Genomic DNA, 15848 nt, shown 5'->3' on the forward strand with positions numbered 1-15848 from the left:
GGACGAGCAGTACGGCGTTAACAATTGCTGTCGGGCGTTTGGAGTCAACCGCAGCAGCTTTTACGCCTGGCGTCAGCGCCAAGGCAAGGTGAAGCCTGAGCGGGAGAAACTTAAAGCCGTGCTGGTCGAACATCACAAGGAATCCAGAGCGTCCGCAGGGTCTCGCACCCTTTCTAAGGAGTTGCAAGCAAAGGGGCACCGCGTCGGGCGACATATGGCTCGCAGCTTGATGCGCGAAGCCGGTGTTGCCAGTCATCAGCGGCGGCGGCACAAGTACAAATCTTCCGGCGTGGAAGCCCTGGTGGCGCCGCACGTGCTCAAGCGCAAGTTTGATGTCACGGCGATCAATCAGGTGTGGTGTGGTGATGTGACGTACATCAAGGTGGGTAAGCGCTGGATGTACTTCGCGGCAGTACTGGATTTGTTTGCTCGCAGGATCGTGGGGTGGTCGTTTTCAATGATTTCCGATGCCACTCTGACCTGCGAAGCGTTGCGGATGGCGGTGCAATTGCGAGGCCGTCCAAAAGAGGTGCTGTTTCATTCTGATCAAGGTTGCCAATACACCAGCCACAAATTCAGGAATGAGATGCGCAAGCATGGACTCCTGCAAAGCATGAGTCGCAAAGGTGAGTGCTGGGACAACGCCCCGATGGAGCGTTTCTTTGGGAGCCTGAAATCAGAGTGGGTGCCAGAAGAGGGCTACAGCTCGGAGCATGACGCCCGCGTGGATGTGCAGCGTTATGTGATGCGTTACAACAACGTCAGGCTCCATAGCTACAACGACTATCGGTCGCCGGTAGCTATGGAGAAACTGGCGGCGTGAAACCTTAACTGGTGTCCAGAATTACTTGACCAGTTCAGGCTCGCTCCCACAGTTGTTTAGCGACGAGCACAATATCTCGGTTCAACACGACTCCCCTGTGGGAGCGAGCCTGCTCGCGAAGGCGCCGGGTCAGTCAATCCTGGGCTAGCTGATGCACTGCTTTCGCGAGCAAGCTCGCTCCCACGGGGTTCCGGTTGAACCTGATCTCAGCTTGGTATTAGCGCCGTACCTGATATTTCGGCGTCGCCCGCGCCGGGATTTCATGGTCGCTTTCCCTGGTAGGCTGCGCAGGCATGTGCGGCAGCGAAGCGACGTGGACGGTTCGCGCAGGAATCGCGAAGCGCACGCCGATTTTCGCGAATTCTTCCATCATGCCCAGGTTGATCGCCTGCTGGATGTCCATGTAGATGTTGTAGCTGGGGTCCAGCACGATATACACCGTTTCGAATTCCAGAGCGCTCTGGCCGATGCCGCGAAAGTGCGAGCGGTCGAAGCGGGTCTTTTCCTGTGCCTTGATGATGCGTTCGACAATGACTGGTACCTGCTTGAGCTGTTCCGTGGAGCAGTCGAGCGGCAGGGCGAATTCGAAAACGATGCGCCGCTCCTGGAGCCGTTTGTAGTTCTGGATGGTGGTGCTGATCATCTCCGCGTTGGCCATCACGATCTGTTCGCCACCCAGGCTGCGGATCCGCGTGGTCTTCAGGCCGACGTGTTCGACGGTCCCGGCCAGGGAACCGACGACGATGAAGTCGCCGACCTCGAAGGGTTTATCCACGGCAATGGACAGCGACGCAAACAGGTCGCCAAGGATGTTCTGCACCGCCAGCGCCACGGCGATGCCGCCGACGCCGAGGCTGGCGATAAACGCGGTGATGTTCACGCCGAGGTTGGAGAGCATCGCCAGCAGCACCATGGCCCAGAGAAATACCTTCGCGCCCCACAGGCTCAGGGTCGCCAGGGCACTTTTCTGGTGGATTTCGGTGTGGTTGTGACGGGCGAAATAGTGCAGCAGTACGAGGGCGATGGCTCGGTTGGCCCAGAGCCCCATCTGCAGGGCGGCCACCACGAACCAGAGACTGCTGACTCGGCTGAGCCAACGCTCCGGCAAGTCCAGTACGCCAATGCCGATCAGGATCGAAGCCAGCAACAACAGGGTATTACTGGTGCTGGAGAGCACTTCGACGGCGATGTGGCTGAGGTAGGCGTTGGGTTTTTGCGCCCGGGCCCGCACGTTCTTCAGGAGGAAGCCGATGCTCGCCCTGGCGACGATGAAGCTCACCGTCATCACGCCGAGAGCAAGCAGCCAGTTGGCGATGGAGATGCCCAGCAACTGCGTATCGGTAAAGATTTCAAGGGAGCTTGAGTCCATGGATCGGTCACCTGCGCCGTTGCTTTTCGGGTTCAGGCCCTATCTAGCGTGGGAGTCTGGACAGGACCACGAACTTCGTTAGGTGATGTGAGGTACAAGCCGTTCAATTTTATTAACTGCCTGTTGTTGCGAGCGTCAGTGGGCGCGGCGTAGTGTCCTGTGCGAGACCGATGAAAGAGTGACAGCCATGCGCATGACAGCACTGAGTAGCGGCGACCTGGAACCCCTGCGCGAAGCGCTCCTCCTGGCCGGTTTGCCTGCGGATGACCTCAGCCTGCCCGGCCGGCGGTTTTTCAGGTTCAGGCAGCAAGACAGTGATGTGGCGTTTGGCGGGATCGAGGGAACGGGAGGCGACCGCTTGTTGCGTTCGTTGGTCGTCCTCGAGGGCCGACGAGGGCAGGGCACTGGCGCGGCGGTGCTGGCCGCCCTTGAAGCCTTTGCAAAAAACGAAGGGGTAGAGCGGGTTCACTTGCTGACTGAAAGTGCCACCGATTTTTTTGCTGCCCATGGTTATCAGGTGCAGGAACGTTCGCTGGCGCCTGCGGCAATCAGCTCGACGGTCCAGTTCAAGAGTTTATGCCCGGCTTCGGCGACTTACCTGAGCAAGCGACTCACTTAACGCAGCAGGTGCACCGCCAGCCCGGCCAGCCCGCACGCCACCAGGACCTGGATCACGCCACGCTTGTAGCGAAACAATGCAATGGCCGCCAATAGGGCAATGATTGCCGATGGCCAGTCCAGCGCACCGGCAAAGCCGTTGGGCCAGAGCACGTGGTAGCCGAAGAAGCAGGCCAGGTTGAGGATCACGCCGACCACCGCGGCAGTAATCGCCGTCAGCGGTGCGGTGAACTTCAACGCGTTGTGGGTCGACTCGACCAACGGGCCACCGGCGAGGATGAACAGGAACGAGGGCAGGAAGGTGAACCAGGTCACCAGCGTGGCCGCAACGGCACCGGCGAGAAAGGCCTGTTCGGGGCCGAACACCTGCATCACATAGCCGCCGACGAAACCGACGAAGGCCACCACCATGATCAAGGGGCCTGGGGTGGTTTCGCCCAGGGCCAGGCCGTCGATCATCTGTGTCGGAGTCAGCCAGCCAAAGTGTGCGACAGCTCCCTGATACACGTAAGGCAACACTGCGTAGGCGCCCCCGAAAGTCAGCAGCGCGGCTTTGGTGAAAAACCAGGCCATCTGCGTGAAGGTGCTTTCCCAGCCGAATGTCAGAGTCAACAGGCCCATTGGCAAGACCCAAAGCAAGGCACCGATGATCGCCAGCCGGAGGAGCCTGAAAGTGCTGAACCGGGCATGTTCCGGGGGCGGGGTGTCGTCGTCGATCAAGGCTGGCCCGAAGGACCGATGCCCGGGCGCCTGGCCGCCAAGGTTGAATTTTTCCGGCGCCCAGCGCCCACCGAAATAGCCGATGACGGCGGCCCCGAGCACGATCAGCGGGAAGGGGACGTTGAAGGCGAATATTGCAGCGAACGATGCGACGGCTATCGCCCACAACCCACTGTTGCGCAGTGCACGAGAGCCTATGCGGTGAGCGGCATGGACGACGATTGCTGTCACGGCGGGCTTGATGCCATAGAAAATCCCCGCCACCACCGGCACTTCACCGAAGGCGACGTACAGCCAGGACAAGGCGATGAGGATAAACAACGAAGGTAATACGAACAGCGCGCCGGCGATGACTCCGCCCCGGCCCCGATGCATCAGCCAGCCCAGATAGGTCGCCAACTGCTGGGCCTCGGGTCCAGGCAGCAACATGCAGTAGTTGAGGGCGTGCAGGAAACGCCGTTCGGAAATCCAGCGCCGACGCTCCACCAGCTCCTGATGCATGATCGCGATCTGTCCTGCCGGCCCGCCAAAACTGATGAAACCCAATTTGAGCCAGAACCAGAAAGCTTCGCGCAGGCTGACCGCCGAGGGGGCTTCGAGGGTTCGGGAGGGATTGTCCATGGTCGGCGGCATACTTGGCGGTGGAAGGCGAACTACGTTAGGGGGCGTCACGCAATTTGGATAGCCCCCGCCAGGGTTTCCCTGTAAAAAACACCTCCTTTCACCGCCTTGAAACATAACCCTTGAACAATCACCGACCGAGTCGACCTCACCGTTTACAGGACTGCCCAAGGAGCGGGTCAATGAAACAACGTTTTGCGATAGTCATGCTGCTCGCGCTCACAGTGGGCTTCATGGGGATGGGCGATGCCCGTGAATCACGCAGTGCCCGGGCGGAGTCCGTCGCGGGAGTGTTCGATTACTACGTGCTGTCGCTGTCCTGGTCTCCGACGTTCTGCCTGACGCACTCGAACGACGCTCAATGCTCCGGCAAGGGCTACGGTTTTGTCCTGCACGGTCTCTGGCCGCAATACGTCAAGGGCGGCTGGCCGCAGTCCTGTGAGCCGAGGGTGCCGCTGACGGTGGCCGAGCGGGAAAAGGGCCTGACGCTGTTTCCGACGCGCAAATTGCTGGAGCACGAGTGGTCCAAGCACGGCACGTGCACCGGTCTTGGTGCCATGGGTTTCCTGGAGGCGTCCGACAAGGCGTTGGCGGAGGTGAAGGTGCCGTCGCAGTTGCAACCTCCCAGTTCGTCTTACTATTTTGAAGCCAAGGAAATTGCCCGGCTGTTCCGACAAAGCAATCCTGGCATTCCGGCTGATGGTATTGCAGTCATCTGCAGCGGGCCGCAATTGTCGGAAGTCCGGGTGTGCATGGACAAGGACCTGACGTTCGCCAGTTGCGGCAGGGGTGTCAAGACTCAGTGCCGAGACGGGGATGTCCGGGTACCGCCGGTGCGGTGAGGCAGTCTCTGTGCCCCATGGTGAAGGTCTTGTGGCGAGGGGATAAATCCCTCGCCACCGTTCAGCGCTGTGCTGGCTGGCATTAGATTTTTGGATCCATCTTCCCGTCCATCAGCTGCCTTGCACCGGCAAATTGCCGCCCTACAAGCGGTAGGCTAAGCTCTGCCTATTGGGGGCTTTGAGCGATTCGCTCATGTTTTGCCCTCCCGGGAATTCGTTTGCCTATCCTCATCCATGATCCGCTCAATCCCCCCGGCGGTGCTCTCAAGCGCCTGCCGTTGCTCAAGGCAGCGGTAGCGTTTATCGCGGCGGTGTGCCTGTGCCTGTGCGGCTTGCTCTACCTGCAACTGGAACAGTCCCGGCGCCACGACCTCGAGGCAGCGAGTGTAGCTTCGGCCAACCTTACCCGGGCCATGGCCCAGCAGGCCCAGGATACGTTCCTGCAAGCTGACCTGGTGCTGGCCAGCCTGACCGATTGGATTCAGAACGATGGTTTCGGTCCGGCGCTGCAGCCACGCCTGCACAAGACCTTTGCCCGGCGCGTGCAGTCACTGGAGCAATTGCATGGCCTGTTTCTGTTCGACAAGAGCGGCCATTGGATCGTCACCTCCTTTGATGACTTGAAAAAAGGCGATGGGGTGGCGGATCGGGACTATTTCGTTTTCCATCAGCAGAATGCCTCGTTGATCGCCCATATCGGGCCGGCCATCCGCAGTCGGCAAAATGGCGATTGGATCATTCCCATTTCCCGGCGCGTGAATGATCAGGACGGCAATTTCCAGGGCGTGCTGCTGGCCGGTATCAAGATGTCGTACTTCGATAAGTTCTTCAAAAGCTTCAGCCTTGACGACAAAGACGAGATGGCCCTGGCCTTGTCCGACGGCACATTGCTGGCCCGCCGACCCTTTGACGAGGCGCAGATCGGCCGGGCCATGTCCCAGGAGAGTCTCTTCCGGCATGACCTGCAGACCAAGGAGCCTGATACCGCGATGATCCGCTCCGTCGACGGTGTGGTCAGGCTTTATGATCACCAGCATTTGCAGGCCTATCCCCTGATCGTCACCGTTGCGATGTCCAAGCAGGCGATCCTCGCCGGCTGGTATGGCAAAGCCTTTCAGTCCAGCCTCATCGTGGCCCTGGTGGTCACGGGCATCTGTCTGTTCGGTTGGGTGTTTGTGCGCCAGGTGCGTAACAGCGAACGGATCGAGGCCGACCTGCGCAAGGCCCAGGAAGCACTGAGGCTGATTGCCACCCATGACAGCCTGACCGGGCTGGCGAATCGTCGGCTGTTCGGGCGGGCCCTGGACATCGAATTTGGCCGTGGCGCCCGCCAGCGCAGTCCCTTGAGCCTGATCCTGCTCGATATCGACTACTTCAAGCGCTACAACGATACCTACGGGCATGTGGCCGGGGACCATTGCCTGGCAGAAGTGGCGAAAGTGCTCAAGGGCTGCTGCCATCGCAAGGCCGACCTGGCAGTGCGTTATGGGGGTGAAGAGTTTGCTGTGCTGCTGCCCGATACCGACCTGCAGGGCGCCATGACGTTGGCTGAGCAGATCCGCCAGAGCCTTGTCGACAAGCACATCACCCATTCCGGTTCTCCCACCGGCTACCTGACGGTGAGCCTGGGGTGTCACGCCTTCGTGCCCAGCAGCCTGGACAGCATCGAGGTCTTTATCCAGAGGGCCGATGCGGCGCTTTACCAGGCCAAGCACAGCGGCCGCAATCGGGTGGCGGCGTGGTCTAACGAAAGTGGCCTCGATAGGCTGGAGCGTTCGGACCGTTGAGATCCGTTGGAATCATCGGTGGTTGACGAGGGTCCATTGCTCAGGATCTCGCTGTTAGCCGATCGGACAGGAGCTGGTAAATGGAGACCGCTGCCGATATTCCTTCCAACGTCACGCGCCACACGCCGATTACCCGACGCCTGGTGGTCGCGGTCGCCGGGTTGTTTGTCCTGGGCGTCCTGGTGGCCGTTGCGGCATTGTTCAACATAGCCCGGGAACTGGATGCAGAAGACGTGCGCAAGACACACTTCTACATCGAGCGTGCCGTGGAAAACCGCATTATCGCCTCGAAGAACTACATCACCAGCTACACCTACTGGACCACTGCCTATGAGCACCTCAACGGTGAGGTGGATGTGCACTGGGCCTATGCGGAACAGAACATGGGCAAGACCCTGTTCACCAACGACGGATACGAGGGGGTGTTCGTCGTCGACCGTGAGCGCACTAAATATGCGGTGGTGCGGGGGCAGAATGTCCAGGCGGAGGCGGCAGCGTACATCGATGTGCCCTTGAAGGAGCTGGTGGATCAGCTCCAGGGGCAATCCGACCTGACCGTTCCTGCGATCCGCTACACCTTGTTCGAAGGCTGGCCGGCCATCGTCACCGCTTCGGTGATCCTGCCCAATGACGAGCGTCCCCGGGTCGATGCCAAGGGTACATCGGTCCTGTTGTTTGTCGACCAGTTGACTCCCGTCAAGCTGCGCGCGCTGGGCAAACGTTATGGCCTCACCAACCTGAACCTCAAGAAGGACGACGAACTTACGTCCGGGCAGCCGGCGGTGCCGCTGGACAGCACCGGCTACAGCCTGGTGTCACACCTCGAACAGCCGGGGCTGCAATTGCTCTGGTCACTGATGCCGCCATTGGGTGGGGCGCTGTTGATCCTGGCGCTGCTCACGGCCTATTTTTTCCGCTATGCGCTGCGTACGGCACGGCAGGTGGATGCCAGCTACGACAGCCTGGAGCGCTCGACCCAGGCCCTGGAGGCCAGCGAAGAACGCTTCCGCGCCGTGGCCGAGGCTGCCTCCGACTGGATCTGGGAAATCGACGCCCAACGGCACCTCACCTACTTGTCGGGACGCTTCAATACAGTCACCGGATTTTCTGCCCAGCAATGGTTGGGTCAGGACATCGAGCAACTGCTGTATTGCGACACCATCCCGATTGGCCTGTGGCTGGGCGACCTGACGGAAGAGCAGGGTGCGAGCAACCTGCGCTGTTCCTACCGCGATCATTCTGGGCAACTGCGCTTCTGCCGAGTTTCGGCGCGGCCTATATACGACAAGTCCGACGTGGTGGGTTACCGTGGCACCGCCAGCGATATCACCGACGAGGTGGCGGCCCACGCCCAGGTCCAGCATCTGTCGATGCACGATGCGCTGACCGGCCTGCCGAACCGCAACAAGCTGGCGCGGCACCTGGAAGAGGCGCTGGCCGCCAAAGAGCATTCCGCCCCGTTGACCTTGCTGATGGTGGACTTGGACAACTTCAAGCCGATCAACGATTCCCTGGGCCACCCGGCCGGCGATGCGGTACTGCTGGAAGTCGCCCAGCGCTTGCGCGACAGTACCCGTGAGCAGGATCTGGTGGCGCGGCTGGGCGGCGACGAGTTCGTCGTGGTGCTCAGCGGGATGGAGAACACTACTGAGATCGACCGATTCTGCGCACGGCTGATCGATAGCCTGCAGCAACCGATCCATTACGAAACCCATGCCCTGCACATCGGCGCCAGCATCGGTATTGCCGTGAGTCGTCGCCAGGGGTATGTGCCCGGCGAGTTGATTCGCTGTGCCGACATTGCCATGTACCAGGCCAAGTCCGAGGGCAAGAAGACCTGGTGTTATTTCGCCTCGCAGATGAACGACCAGATCCAGCATCGACGCCAGCTGGAAAGCGATCTGCGACAGGCGCTGAAGAACAACGAATTCATCTTGCACTTCCAGCCACGCTACAAAGTCGACGGCCGGGAGATCGTGGCCGTCGAGGCTTTGGTGCGTTGGCAGCATCCCACCCAGGGCCTGCTCGGTCCCGATGCTTTTATTCCGCTGGCCGAGCAGACCGATCTCATCGTTCCGCTTTCGCGCTGGGTGCTGCGCGAGGCCTGCGAAACCGCGCTGACGTGGCCGGGGAGCCTGATGGTTTCGGTCAATCTGTCGCCGGCGCAGTTCGAGCGCAGCGATGTAGTGGAGGACGTACGCCAGGTGTTGATCGAAACCCGTTTCCCCGCGAGTCGCCTGGAACTCGAAATCACCGAGAATGTGATGCTCAACGATGTGGACGGCGCCCTTCAGGTCATGAATGCCCTGAAAGAATTGGGCGTGCGTCTGAACATGGATGATTTCGGGACCGGCTACTCCTCACTGGGGTACTTGCGCACCTATCCTTTCGACGGCATCAAGATCGACAAGCGCTTCATCGCTTCCATGAGCAACAGCAGCAACGACCGCGCGGTCGTCCAGGCGATTATCAACCTGGGCAAGGCGATGGGCCTGACCGTCACGGCCGAGGGGGTGGAAACCCTGGCTCAGCTCGGCTCGCTGGGCTCGGACCAGTGCCACGAGGTACAGGGCTATTTCCTCAGTCGTCCGATCGATAAACAGGCCTTTTCGAACTTGCTGGAAAACCCCCGGCCGCTGACGAAAACCGGCTCCTGATACCCTGGCATCTTGGCACTTCGAGGTCCTGGCCCATGAAAAAACTGCGGATCGCGACTTTCAATATCAATGGCATTCGCGCCCGGCTGCCCAACCTGCTGGAATGGCTGGAGCGGGAGAAACCCGACATCGTTTGTCTTCAGGAACTCAAGGCGCTCGACAAGGATTTCCCGGCGGCCGAGCTGGAGTCGGTGGGGTATGGATCGATCTGGCACGGCCAGGCATCCTGGAACGGCGTCGCGATACTGGCCCGAGACGCGCAACCGCTGGAGAGTCGGCGCGGCTTGCCCGGCAATGAGGACGACAGCCACAGTCGCTATCTGGAGGCGGCGGTGCATGGCGTACTGGTCGGCTGCCTTTACCTGCCCAACGGCAACCCGCAGCCAGGGCCCAAGTTCGATTACAAACTGGCGTGGTTCGAACGGCTGATCGATTACGCCCAGGCCTTGCAGGCCAGTGATCACCCTGTGGTGCTGGCTGGCGATTACAACGTGGTGCCCACTGACATGGATATCTACAACCCGCGTTCCTGGCTCAAGGATGCCTTGTTGCAACCCGAAAGCCGCGAGTGCTATCAACGGTTGCTGGACCAGGGCTGGACGGATTCGCTGCGCCATTTGTACCCGGACGAGCGGATCTACACCTTCTGGGATTATTTCCGTCAGCACTGGCAGAAGAACTCCGGGCTGCGCATTGATCACCTGTTGCTCAATCCTGCGGCAAGCCCCTATCTGAGCGAGGCGGGCGTGGACGCCTGGGTCAGGAACCAGCCGCACCCCAGCGATCATGCCCCTACCTGGATCCGGCTGGCTTCACGCAAGCGGCGCTGAGCGCCCGACGCGTCTCGGTCGGTTGTTGTCTATGTAACGGGAATGCCTTATATCTGGCGCCAACCGCAGCGTGCTGCCTGTCAGCCCTGCACCGGACCAGGAGAAGGACACCCTAAAATGAACCAGCCCCGACTGAGCGATTCGCGTCGCTATCTGCAACGCTTGGGCTTCGACACCCCGCCAGCCCCGACGCTCGATACGTTGCGTCAGCTGCAAAACCGCCACACGGCCGAATTCCCCTTTGAAACCCTCTCCACGCTGTTGCACCAGGCGGTGCCTATCGATTTGGAATCGGTGGAGCGGAAAATTTTCGAGCAGGGGCGTGGTGGCTACTGCTACGAACTCAACCAGTTGTTCCTGGTGCTGTTGCAGGCATTGGGTTTCGACGCCCGCGGTATCACTGGCCGGGTGGTGATGAACGCGCCCGAAGGTGCCTGGACCGCCCGGACCCATCGCCTCAGCTTGGTGACAATAGACGGCGTGCGCTACATCACCGATGTCGGCTTCGGCGGCATGGTGCCCACCGGGCCGCTGCTGCTGGACAGTCGCGACATCCAGGCCACCCCACATGAGCCGTATCGCATCGAGGACCAGACGGACGGCTACCTGCTGCGGGCCAACGTCGCGGGTGAATGGCGGCCGATGTACCTGTTCGACCTGCAACGCCAGGAAGACATCGACTACACACTGGGCAACTGGTACGTCTGCAACCATCCCGACTCGCCCTTCATGGGCCGGTTGATGGTGGCCCGCACCGGTGACGGTTTGCGCAAGACCCTCAACGGCAACAGTTATGCCGTGCACCGGATGGGGCAGGAGAGCGAGCGACGGGTGATCACCGATGCCGATGAACTGATCGATCTGTTGGAAAACGAATTCGGCCTGCGGGTGCCACCACGGGAATTGCTGCGGCCTGCGGTGGCTGAGCTTCTCGAGGGATAGGTGGCGCTCTCCGTTTTTGAGGGCGCAGGCAGTGCAAGCTCATGGATCACGCCGATTAGCTGATGGGAAAAGTGTATACAACTCTATGGACATTTGTCCTGAGTTTTGAATACAGTGTGCCCATAACAAAAACCAGGGAACCCCCGAACCATGAAAACGCCCCATGTTTCACTCCCTCGACCCGAGGACGAAAACCTCGGTGTCGGCGCGAATATGGCCTACGGCCTGCAGCATGTGTTGACCATGTACGGCGGCATCGTCGCCGTACCCTTGATCATCGGCCAGGCGGCCGGGCTGTCTTCGGCGGACATCGGCCTGTTGATTGCGGCGTCATTGTTTGCGGGTGGGCTGGCAACCTTGTTGCAAACCCTCGGCCTGCCGTTCTTCGGTTGCCAATTGCCCTTGGTGCAAGGCGTATCGTTTTCCGGCGTCGCGACCATGGTGGCGATTGTCGGGACCGGCGGGGAGGGCGGCTTCCAGGCCATCCTGGGGGCCGTGGTCGCCGCGTCTCTGATCGGTTTGCTGATCACCCCGGTGTTTTCGCGAATCACCCGTTTCTTTCCGCCGCTGGTCACCGGCATCGTCATCACGACTATTGGCCTGACCTTGATGCCGGTGGCGGCGCGTTGGGCCATGGGGGGCAACAGTCACGCCGCTGATTTCGGCAGCATGGCCAACATCGGCCTGGCCGCCGTCACGTTGGTGCTGGTGCTGCTGCTTAGCAAGATGGGCAGCGCGACGATTTCCCGGTTGTCGATTCTGCTGGCGATGGTGGTTGGTACGGTGATCGCCGTGTTTCTCGGCATGGCGGATTTCTCATCCGTCAGTGAAGGCCCGATGTTCGGCTTTCCTACGCCGTTCCACTTCGGCATGCCGACGTTCCACATCGCTGCGATCCTGTCGATGTGCATCGTGATCATGGTGACACTGGTGGAAACCTCGGCCGACATCCTGGCAGTAGGCGAGATCATCGACACCAAGGTCGACTCAAGGCGCCTGGGTAACGGTCTGCGGGCTGACATGCTGTCGAGCATGATCGCGCCGATCTTCGGTTCCTTCACCCAGAGTGCCTTTGCCCAGAACGTCGGCCTGGTGGCGGTGACCGGGATCAAGAGCCGTTTCGTGGTGGCCACCGGTGGGGTGTTCCTGGTGGTGCTCGGGCTGTTGCCGTTCATGGGCCGGGTGATCGCTGCAGTGCCTACCTCGGTGCTGGGTGGCGCAGGCATCGTGCTGTTCGGTACCGTGGCCGCCAGCGGCATTCGCACCCTGTCGAAAGTGGATTACCGCAACAACGTCAACCTGATCATCGTCGCCACCTCCATCGGTTTCGGCATGATCCCCATCGCTGCGCCCAACTTCTACGACCATTTCCCGAGCTGGTTCGCGACGATCTTCCATTCGGGTATCAGTTCGTCGGCGATCATGGCGATAGTTCTGAACCTGGCGTTCAACCACTTCACTGCAGGCAACTCCGACCAGCAGTCAGTCTTCGCCGCCGGCACCGAGCGGGTGTTGCGTTACCAGGACCTGGCGGCGCTGCGTGAAGGCGATTACTTCAGCGACGGCAAGCTGCATGACTGCGATGGCAACGAGATTCCGGTGGTGGCAGAGCCTTCCCACTCCACGGCGGAGCATGTGTCGGTACGGCTGAAAAGCGGTGAGCATGTCTGACTTTGCCAACTGAGCATCAGCGGCAAATCCCCTGTGGGAGCGGGCTTGCTCGCGATAGCGGTGGATCAGCGACAACGTTGTCGACTGACATGCCCAATCGCGAGCAGGCTCGCTCCCACAGTTGATCGGGTGAATCCAGTACCAGATTCTGACCGCTACCCCTGTGGGAGCGAGCCTGCTCGCGATAGCCGTGGATCAGTTCACCTCAATGTTGAGCTGTGCTGCCGACCTATAAAAAACAGCCTGTGATCGAGGATCACAGGCTGTTTTTGGTTCGGTTACCAGCGACCGTAATGGCCATGGGGCGGGCCGTAGTAGTAGCCCCGTGGTGGCCCGTAATACACCGGTGCCGGGCGATAGTAGACAGGCCGCTCGATGTACACCGGCTGTGGCTCGTAATAGACCGGTGGGGGTTGTTGTACATAAACCGGTTGCGGCTGGACGTAGACCGGTTGTTGCACGTACACCGGCCGGTCACGGTTGATGAGCGCCGAACCGACAATAGCCGAGCCGACGATTGCACCAAACACTGCGGGGCCCTCCCAACCACCGCGACCATGGGCGGATGCCTGGCCGGTGACCGCGAGTGCCCCCACGAGCAGGGCGATGACAGGGAGTTTACGATTCATGGTGGTTCCTCGTTTGGCCCCGTTTGTAACAGACCGATAAAAAGGTCACGGGGATACTTGCTCTGACAACGATTTTCTCAGGATTTTCAGCGCCGTTGGGTAAATATTGTGTAAGGTCGGTCCGGCGGTGACCCCGCTTGTCAGAAAGTGAATGCAAGGAACAAACATGCAAATCAATCCCAACAAAGACACCCAATTGTGCATGTCGCTGTCGGGGCGGCCCGGAAATTTCGGTCTGCGGTTTCATAATCACCTGTATGAGCAGTTGGGCCTGAACTTCTATTACAAGGCTTTCAGCAGCCGGGATTTGCCTGGTGCGATCGGTGGTATCCGCGCCTTGGGCATTCGCGGGTGCGGCGTGTCGATGCCGTTCAAGGAGGCATGCATTGCCTTGGTCGATGAACTGGACGCCTCCGCCGCCGCGATCCAGTCCATCAACACCATCGTCAACACCGATGGTCATCTGAAGGCTTACAACACCGACTACATCGCCGTCGCCCAGTTGCTGCAAACCCATGCCGTGCCCAAGGACTCGTCCTTTGCCCTGCGCGGCAGTGGTGGGATGGCCAAGGCCGTGGCCAGCGCCCTGCGTGATGGCGGCTACCAGCAAGGGCTGATCGTCGCCCGCAACGAAACCGCCGGGCGGGCCCTGGCCGAGTCCCTGGGGTATGAATGGCAAGCCGAACTGGGTGAGCGGCGGCCTCGGATGCTGATCAATGTCACGCCGATCGGCATGACCGGGGGACCGGAAGCCGATCAACTGGCGTTCGAGCCCGACGCCATCGCGGCGGCAGAGACCGTGTTCGACGTGGTGGCGATTCCATCGGAAACGCCGCTGATCGTGCGCGCCAGGGCCGAGGGCAAGCGGGTCATCACCGGGTTGGAGGTGGTTGCGATCCAGGCCCTGGAGCAGTTCGTGCTGTATACCGGCGTGCGGCCCAGCCTGGACCAGTTCGAGAAAGCCGTGGCGTTTGCCCGGTCCGCATAGGACCTATTCCAGCCGTGCGAGCCGTTCTTCCAGAGCCGCGATTCGCGCTTCGAGTTCTTCGATGCGTTCCAGCGACACACCGCTGCCGGCGCCGCGTTCCACCGGGTGCTGGCGGGCGGTAAGGATCGCTTCGATGTCCGCCGGGTCGCCCATGGCATGGACGTAGCGATCCTCTCGCTGCCCGGCCTGGCGTGGCACCAGCAGCGCCAGCCCACGGGCAATCAGGCGTTCAAGTTGATGCAGCACCTGGTCGGTGTCTTCGAAATCGTGCATGCGGCCACTGCGGGTCAACAGTTCGTTGACCGTTTGTGGGCCGCGCAGGAACAGCAGGCCCATCAGGATGACTTGGGCCGGTACCAGCTCCAGGGCCTTGTCGACCCGATGCTCCCAGCGGTCGGCGCGGCTGCCCATGACCAATTTGGTAAAGCCGCGGCCCTCCAGCGCCCGCAGGCTCTGGCCGACCTGGCCCGGGGTGAGGTTCATCACCGGTTCACGGCTGGTTTTCTGGTTGCAGGCCAGTACCAGGGCGTTGAGGGTCAATGGGTAGGTTTCCGGGTTGGTGGCCTGTTTTTCGACCAGTGCACCGAGGATGCGGATTTCCGTGCTGTTGAGCCGTGGTTCTTCGGCCTGGCCTTGTTCTTCGATGCTCATCGCGCGTCCCCTATGCTGTGAAGCCGCCTAGCCTAATCCTTGCGCAATAAAAGACAAGGTGTGCAACAAGCCGTGGCTATAATCGCATCCGTTTGATGTGCTCCTTCCTTTCACCTGCATGAGATCGCCATGACTATTTCTCTGTACGCCGCTTCCATCCCGGTTTTCAAGCAGATGCTCAACGCCATGAGTGACGTCCTGAACAAGGCCGAAGCCCACGCGACTGCAAAAAACATCGAGCCGAACGCTTTCCTGCAAGCCCGCCTGTACCCGGACATGTTCCCGCTGGTACGTCAGGTGCAGATTGCCGTGGATTTCGCCAAGGGTGTGTCCGCTCGCCTGGCCGAGATTGAAGTGCCAAAGTATGACGACAGCGAAACCACCTTCGCCGAGCTGCAAGCCCTGATCGCCAAGGTATTGGCCTTCATCGACGGCATCAGCCCCGCGCAGATCGATGGCAAGGAAAGCATCGAGATCATCACCCGCCCAGGCACGCCGAAGGAAAAACGCTTCACCGGTCAGAACTACCTGCTGACCTACGGCCTGCCGCAGTTCTTCTTCCACGTCACCACCACCTATGCGCTGCTGCGTCACAACGGTGTAGAAGTGGGCAAGCGCGACTACATGGGCGCGTTCTAAGCCTGCCGGCATGAAAAAGCCCGGGACGGTGTGAGCCGTTCCGGGCTTTTTTGTGGCTGTC

General features: G+C 60.6%; 14 protein-coding genes. 10 read left to right on the forward strand and 4 right to left on the reverse strand.

Annotated elements, in window-relative coordinates:
* A partial coding sequence (locus tag FGE05_RS03735; protein WP_139641667.1) for an IS3 family transposase occupies window positions 1-823 on the forward strand: 823 nt, incomplete at its 5' end.
* Between the two features lie 217 nt (window positions 824-1040).
* Here the strand turns inward: FGE05_RS03735 and FGE05_RS03740 are convergent.
* A complete protein-coding gene (locus FGE05_RS03740) occupies window positions 1041-2192 on the reverse strand; it encodes a mechanosensitive ion channel family protein (protein ID WP_139641670.1) in 1152 nt (383 codons plus the stop codon).
* A gap of 187 nt (window positions 2193-2379) precedes the next feature.
* On the opposite strand from FGE05_RS03740, the gene arsN2 reads away from it, so the two are divergent.
* Window positions 2380-2811, forward strand: a complete 432-nt coding sequence (arsN2, locus tag FGE05_RS03745; RefSeq protein ID WP_139641671.1) for an arsenic resistance N-acetyltransferase ArsN2 — start codon at window positions 2380-2382, stop codon at window positions 2809-2811.
* On the opposite strand, the gene chrA is transcribed toward arsN2, so the two are convergent.
* Window positions 2808-4151, reverse strand: coding sequence for a chromate efflux transporter (gene chrA, locus FGE05_RS03750; RefSeq protein ID WP_176562973.1), 1344 nt, complete (start codon window positions 4149-4151; stop codon window positions 2808-2810). The two genes, arsN2 and chrA, sit on opposite strands and share 4 nt — an antisense overlap.
* A 182-nt stretch (window positions 4152-4333) precedes the next feature.
* Here chrA and FGE05_RS03755 point away from each other — a divergent pair, with 182 nt between their 5' ends.
* The 6 genes from FGE05_RS03755 to FGE05_RS03780 all read left to right on the forward strand — a co-directional run bounded on the left by FGE05_RS03755 (window position 4334) and on the right by FGE05_RS03780 (window position 12880).
* Complete coding sequence (locus tag FGE05_RS03755; protein ID WP_139641674.1) at window positions 4334-4993, forward strand: ribonuclease T2; 660 nt, start codon at window positions 4334-4336, stop codon at window positions 4991-4993.
* A 218-nt stretch (window positions 4994-5211) separates the two neighbouring features.
* Complete coding sequence (locus FGE05_RS03760; RefSeq protein WP_139641676.1) at window positions 5212-6780, forward strand: GGDEF domain-containing protein; 1569 nt, start codon at window positions 5212-5214, stop codon at window positions 6778-6780.
* Window positions 6781-6860: 80 nt separating this feature from the next.
* A complete protein-coding gene (locus FGE05_RS03765; protein ID WP_139641678.1) occupies window positions 6861-9437 on the forward strand; it encodes an EAL domain-containing protein in 2577 nt (858 codons plus the stop codon).
* 35 nt (window positions 9438-9472) lie between these two features.
* On the forward strand, window positions 9473-10267 hold the full coding sequence (gene xth / locus FGE05_RS03770; protein WP_139641680.1) for an exodeoxyribonuclease III: 795 nt from the start codon (window positions 9473-9475) through the stop codon (window positions 10265-10267).
* A gap of 117 nt (window positions 10268-10384) precedes the next feature.
* Entirely contained in the window at window positions 10385-11209 is an 825-nt protein-coding gene (locus FGE05_RS03775; protein ID WP_139641682.1) for an arylamine N-acetyltransferase, read from the forward strand.
* Between the two features lie 150 nt (window positions 11210-11359).
* Window positions 11360-12880, forward strand: a complete 1521-nt coding sequence (locus FGE05_RS03780) for a nucleobase:cation symporter-2 family protein (protein ID WP_139641684.1) — start codon at window positions 11360-11362, stop codon at window positions 12878-12880.
* A 278-nt stretch (window positions 12881-13158) separates the two neighbouring features.
* Here FGE05_RS03780 and FGE05_RS03785 read toward each other — a convergent pair whose 3' ends face one another.
* On the reverse strand, window positions 13159-13509 hold the full coding sequence (locus FGE05_RS03785; protein WP_041021191.1) for a hypothetical protein: 351 nt from the start codon (window positions 13507-13509) through the stop codon (window positions 13159-13161).
* A 166-nt stretch (window positions 13510-13675) separates the two neighbouring features.
* Here FGE05_RS03785 and FGE05_RS03790 point away from each other — a divergent pair, with 166 nt between their 5' ends.
* A complete protein-coding gene (locus tag FGE05_RS03790; RefSeq protein WP_139641686.1) occupies window positions 13676-14497 on the forward strand; it encodes a shikimate 5-dehydrogenase in 822 nt (273 codons plus the stop codon).
* Window positions 14498-14500: 3 nt separating this feature from the next.
* Here FGE05_RS03790 and FGE05_RS03795 read toward each other — a convergent pair whose 3' ends face one another.
* Window positions 14501-15148 carry a YceH family protein gene (locus FGE05_RS03795; protein ID WP_139641688.1) on the reverse strand — a complete coding sequence of 216 codons (648 nt, stop codon included), beginning with the start codon at window positions 15146-15148 and terminating at the stop codon, window positions 14501-14503.
* A 129-nt stretch (window positions 15149-15277) separates the two neighbouring features.
* On the opposite strand from FGE05_RS03795, the gene FGE05_RS03800 reads away from it, so the two are divergent.
* Window positions 15278-15787: a DUF1993 family protein gene (locus FGE05_RS03800; protein WP_139641690.1), complete on the forward strand. Its 510-nt coding sequence runs from the start codon at window positions 15278-15280 to the stop codon at window positions 15785-15787.
* Window positions 15788-15848: the final 61 nt, after the last annotated feature.

Origin of the sequence: Pseudomonas sp. ICMP22404, from assembly GCF_006227205.1 — a bacterium.
Classification (GTDB): domain Bacteria; phylum Pseudomonadota; class Gammaproteobacteria; order Pseudomonadales; family Pseudomonadaceae; genus Aquipseudomonas.